This is a genomic window from Anaerosporobacter sp., from assembly GCF_031551385.1.
GTDB lineage: Bacteria > Bacillota > Clostridia > Lachnospirales > Lachnospiraceae > Anaerosporobacter.
Genome location: NZ_JAVBNS010000104.1, coordinates 1 through 6093, shown reverse-complemented (window position 1 = coordinate 6093; position 6093 = coordinate 1). Strand labels below are relative to the sequence as shown.

Genomic DNA, 6093 nt, shown 5'->3' with positions numbered 1-6093 from the left:
ATTTATTTCTTTCATTAACCACGAGACAATGCGACAAGTATTCCATGTATCCGCTTCTAACCAAATAACATTTGTCACCGATTTGGACTTAGATGATTTGGTATCTAAACTAAAACCGATTCTCCGTTCTATCGGTGCTAGTTATATAACGAAAGAAGTCATGTGTGAAGAGAATTTAGAGATGAATCAAATGATGTTTGACGCATTAAGTATATTCTCATACTTGGCAATCGTTATTGCTGCTCTTGGAATTATTAATAATGTATCAATTAGCTTCTTACAACGAAAAACAGAATTTGCAGTACTATCGTCAGTTGGTATGGAGAATTCCTTACGAAGACGTATCCTGTTGTTTGAATCGATTGCTTGCGTAACTTGGGGTATTATCATTGCTATCCTATACAGTTTTCTTGGTCTTCCATTAATTAGTCAAATCATCTCATTAATCGGATTACCACTTGATATATCCTTAGCAGTTAGCTCATTACCAACGATTTATATCGTGTCTTTAACGATTGTTTTACTTGCTACACTTCCTGTTATATTTAAAAGTAAGAAACTATCCATTATTCAAGAATTAAAATATGAATAAACCCAATTTGAAAGGAGTATTTCACAATGAAAGTAATCGAAGCAGTTAATTTAAACAAAATATTTGTAAATGGTAAAGAGGAATCACACGTTCTCAAAGATGTCAATCTAACAATTCATGAAGGCGAGTTTGTCTCTATTATGGGACCATCAGGAAGCGGAAAATCCACTCTTCTTTACCTACTTGGTGGTTTAGATAAGCCCTCAAGAGGTGCTGTTCTGTTAGAAGATATGAACCTCAGCAAGATCAAACACAAAGAAATGAGTAAACTTAGAAGAAGCAAAATCGGATTCGTTTTCCAATTTTATAATCTTGTGCCTAACCTAACAGTTGAAGATAATATTCTTCTTCCTGTTATCTTAGATGGTGAAAACCCTAAGAAATACGAAAAGAAACTTGCTGAGATCCTAGACATAATCGGTCTATCAGACAAACGCAAACTTACTCCAAGAGAATTATCAGGTGGTCAGCAACAACGTGTTGCCATTGCAAGAGCACTTGTATTTGATCCTGATATTATCTTCCTTGACGAGCCAATTGGAAATCTGGATTCCAAAACTGGTAAAGAGATTATGCAACTCTTCCAAAAAATTAATACAAAATATAACAAAACACTTGTACAGGTTACCCACTCTGCTAAGTCTGCAAAATACGGAACAAGTATTATTCGTCTTGTTGATGGTCAAATCGTGGAACATATCGATGTTTGCGATGAGGATATTGCTAGTGTAACTGCATAAATATGAGTTCATAGGTCAATTGATTCTTGCACACTATCCCCCTCTGTTCTCTCCTACCAATACAAGCCATCCGTATTTGAGTTTTATCTCTATACAGATGGCTTGTATTTTCTATTTCTGCTGAATCATCACGTCGCAGCTAAGAATCACACATATTACTATACACATATTGGGCGGAATCCGTTTATGCTTTTGAAATCACATTATTTATAATAACCGAATGAATATACAGTTGTTGTGTTCTTCAATGCCCCAACATAAAGTTGATCCAATTTACCTGCCAAATCACTTGTTCCGAATGCCTTCACACAGTTTTGGTATGTAAACTTTGCATAGTAGCGACCATTTACTTCACCTGTTTCTGATGGTGAAATCTTTGCCCATTCTGCTTCACCTGACCAGCTCTGGAAAATCAATTCGATTTGACCTTTTGTTCCACTGTATTCAACGTAGAAATATCCCCCAGATGTAATATTTCCTGCATTGACAGAACCACCATTTTTAGTCGTCTTTAGCGAAACTGCTTGTCCCCATGGTACTGCTGTTGACGAACCTGTGAATAGAGAAGTATATGTACTTGTATTTGTATTTCCAGCTTCATAATACACAGAATATACTGTAATATTACTTCCCACTGCTCCTACATGAATCGTATCTAACTTATTCGCAAAATCATTCGTTCCAAATGCAGACACACAATTGTCAACGGTAAACTTCGCATAGTAATGACCATTTGCACTTCCCGATTCACTAATCTTCACTTTCGCCCACTCTGCTCCACCTGACCAGCTTTGCAAAATAAATTCTAATTTTTCATAACTTCCGCTATATTCAACATAAAAGTGTCCTCCACTCTTCATATTAGCAGTATCAAATGAGCCACCATTCTTCTTAGTTTTTACGGAAACTGCTTGATTCCACGAACTTGCTGATGCACTTCCCCAAAACAGACTAGCCGAACTGCTATCTCCGCTTGAATTATTGCCAGAACCGTTATTATCAGAACCAGCGTTACCAGAACTTCCTGCTTTATATGCCTTTACCATTGCTTCTGCAATACCACCATAGTAAAATGTTCTGTTTGCACGGTTGAAGATCCCGAAGTTTTCTGAACCGTAACCTGTATTATTATTATCCCACCAGATACATGGAATTTTAAATCCAGAGTATTGTGTTGCAAATGCTGTATAGATTGCTGCGTATTTCTCACGGTCTGCAGTATTATTTTTGTTTGTAGCACCAAATTCTCCTATAACAACAGGCACTCCTTTATCAATGAATACCGATTTCAACTCACTAAATACTCCTGCAAGTGAATTATAGTCTGCATCTGTCCAATTGGAATGTCCATTTCCTTCAAATGCAAAATCAAATGGAAGATATGCATGGATAGATACTGCTATCATAGTATCACTGCTTAGATTTTTCCAGCCATATATCTTTGCACTATCTGCTGAAGCGCAATATGTTGGCAACATAACTAATCGTTTTGAATTATTACCACCCGTTGCACGAATCGCAGCACGACCAGCTTCGTTGTATTCATTTACACAGTTATAATAGTTTTGATTTCCATTCCAATCTTCACCACATCTAGGTTCGTTATTTACTTCAAATATTAATTTGTCCCCATAGTTTTTAAAACGATTCCCTACTTGTGTCCAGATTGCTTTCAATTCATTCTTTACTCTTGTTTGAGTAGAATAGTCTGTAGTAACCATGTCTTGTAAATCATTATGATGTACATTGATAATAACATACATATCATTTGCTAATGCATAGTTTACAACAGTTTCTACACGATCCATGTATGCAGAATTAATTGTATAGTTAGATGAATTTGAATAATTATCATCCCAACGAACTGGAACTCTAAGTGTTTTGAATCCCTTTGCAGCAATTGCATCAATCATAGCTTTTGTTGTACGAGGATTTCCCCAATTTGTCTCGTTATCAGAAGATTCTAGCGAATTACCTAAATTCCAACCCGCTCCCATATCAGAAACTAAATCAAACGCAGACAGTCCTCTCATTTGTGTTGGATATGTATATCCTGATGAAAACTCAGATGAATCCATTGCTGCAAGTGAAGTGATTGCATTGCTGTCTGAAACGAATATTACCCCGATTAAGATTGTCATTAGTGTAAGAATACTAACCCATCTCTTTTTATTATTTAACTTAACCATTGTATAATTTACCTCCCTTTAATTTACCTTCTCGTTATTATTTACTCGTTTTTTAATCTTTTATTTCCATAAACTCATCCCCTCCAAAACAATATATATAGCAATATGTGTTATAACACACTTTATCATCCATTTTTTATTTATGCAATATATATTTATATTTCTGCCGATATTTTGATATTTTTGTTACATTTGCATAGTTTTGTATTTATTAATTTAATGACTTTACTAATTGTTTTTAGCTTTAATTTATGATAAATTAACTTTGTGTATTTTCTTTTTAACGAAAACCACACTCACAAAACAATAGTTTTTCAGCTAACATTCTTTTTTACAAGCTAAAAAAGACAATCTTTAATCGGTAGATTTTCCAATCAATTCACCGACAAAAATTGTCTTTTCTCGCACATTAATTTTATCATCCTAATGATAACTCATACAGGACATCTGCTTTATGCATGTTGCAAGTGGAATTTTCCAACCATTTCACGCAAGGCTTCTGCTTGCGCTGTAAGTTCTTGTGATGCCCCTGCACTCTGCTCTGAAATCTTAGTTTGGTCTTCTATTACTCTTGATATCTGCTCAATTCCTTTTGAAACTTCCTCAAGTGCAATTGCTTGAGTACTTGAAGCCTGTGATATTGAGTCAATATTTGCCCCAAGCTCCTCTGCTTTTGCCACTGTTTCACGTAACATGACTGCTGTTTTATCTACTTTTTCATTACCTAACTCTACAGCTCTTAGCGAAGCCTCAATAAACATGTTCGAATTACTTGCTGCTGTTGCGCTCTCTGCTGCTAATTTACTAACTTGATCTGCAACAACTGAGAAACCTCGACCTGCATCGCCTGCTCTTGCTGCCTCTATGGATGCATTCAGTGCTAATAGATTCGTTTGTTCTGCAATTTCCTCAATTGTTTGAATAATCTGAGATATCTGCTTTGAAGATTCTGATATATCATTCATTGCTGTTACAACTGCTTCCATCTGCGTATTCGAATTATTAAGTTCTTCTCTCATAATTATTGCAAGTTCTCTCGCATGATTTGCATTCTCTGCTGTATTATCTACCTCTTCATAGATATCCTCGATTGTTGCTTGTAATTCTTCAACAGCACTGGCTTGATCTGTCGTACCCTCTGCTATAACAAGAGCTGTAGATGCTACTTGCTGCGAACCTCCAGCTACGGAATCCGCTGTAACATTTGTTTGTTTCATGAATAAGTTCATACTATTCAATATGTTCTGGATAGAACCTCTTATCACTTCTAATTGTCCTACATATTCCGCAGTAAGAACTCCTGTCAAATCTTGATTCGCAATTTGATTAAGCGCTGTACTAACTTCACTGATCATCTCATTCAGACGTCGTTTCATCTGAACAATAGAACCAACCATTTCTCCTACTTCTGTTTCATCAATCTCCATATCAAGTCTATGCAAGAAATCACCGTTCGCAATATGCTCCATCTCTTCTTTCACTCGAATAATTGGATTAAGCAAATCTACATTTGCAAACTTCATAAACTTACTTGCATAGATAAATAAAACAAATAGAATAATAATTACATCAATATTTGCCCAGTATGCTAAAAATACTGATCCTTTAATACGAAAATCAAATCTTGCTTCTACCTCTTTCGATAATTGTTTAATATCTTTTAGCATGGTAGCATTCATAGCCTCATAGTCAGAACTAAAAATCTTCTGCATTGCTCCATCGAAATCGCCACTAGACATCAATGTAAATATTTCTTCATTCAGTGTAACTATTTCTTGATATGTAGCATCTGCTTCACCTAGGATTTTTTCTTCCTCTGCATTTAATCCAATCTTTTTCATTTTCTGAATTGCTGTATCTATTGCCCCGTTTGTTTTTACTAACTCATTGTAATCATCCATATACATAGCATTCTTGTTTGTAATATAGCACCTAGCATTATACATCATCTGCTGTGTTGCTAACTGATACTCTTGAATAGCGGTTAATGTGTTATGTTGATTTTTAAAATTTCTTTGCAGCGCATTACTTTGCATTACTTGAAGAATTACTAATATGATACCTATTGAGATACATACTTGAAGAACTCTTTTCCATTTCTTCATCCTTACAGATTGCTTTACTTTTTTACTTGTCCTCTTCATACTCAACTGCAAGCCTCCTCCACAATTTAAGCCAGCAACCCTAACTTGAGCCTACCGACTTATAATTTACGTAAAAATGTGCCTATTAATGTTTCATAATATTAGATTTTGTTAGTACTAACAGAAAAAACAGTGTATTATTTACTGAATTCTCTGTCTATTATTCTAATATATCTTACATTATATTCAAACCGTCTAATAAATCAAGCTAATTTTTCGTCAATTCTTTAAATTTTTATCTTTTCGACTTTTTACATCAATATAATCAACGTTTTTAATAACATTCACTCACTAAACTAATTATATTCTCACAATTTACCAAAAACGAATTGACAATCTAAGTTTTTTTTGATAATATCAAATTTGAACTAATATTGTTTGTGATTTTGTTTATTTTGCATACCATATTAATTTTATCATGTAATTAA

At 34.6% G+C, this 6093-nt stretch carries 4 protein-coding genes; 2 read left to right on the top strand and 2 right to left on the bottom strand.

Features of this window, described 5'->3' with window-relative positions; genetic code table 11:
• Together RMR19_RS09650 and RMR19_RS09645 are read left to right on the top strand one after the other, a co-directional pair.
• On the top strand, nucleotides 1-592 hold a 592-nt coding region (locus tag RMR19_RS09650), incomplete at its 5' end, for an ABC transporter permease (protein WP_310603285.1).
• Nucleotides 593-618: 26 nt separating this feature from the next.
• On the top strand, nucleotides 619-1332 hold the full coding sequence (locus RMR19_RS09645; RefSeq protein WP_310603284.1) for an ABC transporter ATP-binding protein: 714 nt from the start codon (nucleotides 619-621) through the stop codon (nucleotides 1330-1332).
• A gap of 203 nt (nucleotides 1333-1535) precedes the next feature.
• Here RMR19_RS09645 and RMR19_RS09640 read toward each other — a convergent pair whose 3' ends face one another.
• Nucleotides 1536-3521 carry a cellulase family glycosylhydrolase gene (locus tag RMR19_RS09640; RefSeq protein WP_310603283.1) on the bottom strand — a complete coding sequence of 662 codons (1986 nt, stop codon included), beginning with the start codon at nucleotides 3519-3521 and terminating at the stop codon, nucleotides 1536-1538.
• Between the two features lie 452 nt (nucleotides 3522-3973).
• Complete coding sequence (locus RMR19_RS09635; RefSeq protein ID WP_310603286.1) at nucleotides 3974-5665, bottom strand: methyl-accepting chemotaxis protein; 1692 nt, start codon at nucleotides 5663-5665, stop codon at nucleotides 3974-3976.
• Nucleotides 5666-6093: the final 428 nt, after the last annotated feature.

Coding starts and splice junctions, on each gene's coding strand:
- RMR19_RS09635 (WP_310603286.1), bottom strand. CDS start 5,665: ATGAAGAGGACAAGTAAAAAAGTAAAGCAATCTGTAAGGATGAAGAAA.
- RMR19_RS09640 (WP_310603283.1), bottom strand. CDS start 3,521: ATGGTTAAGTTAAATAATAAAAAGAGATGGGTTAGTATTCTTACACTA.
- RMR19_RS09645 (WP_310603284.1), top strand. CDS start 619: ATGAAAGTAATCGAAGCAGTTAATTTAAACAAAATATTTGTAAATGGT.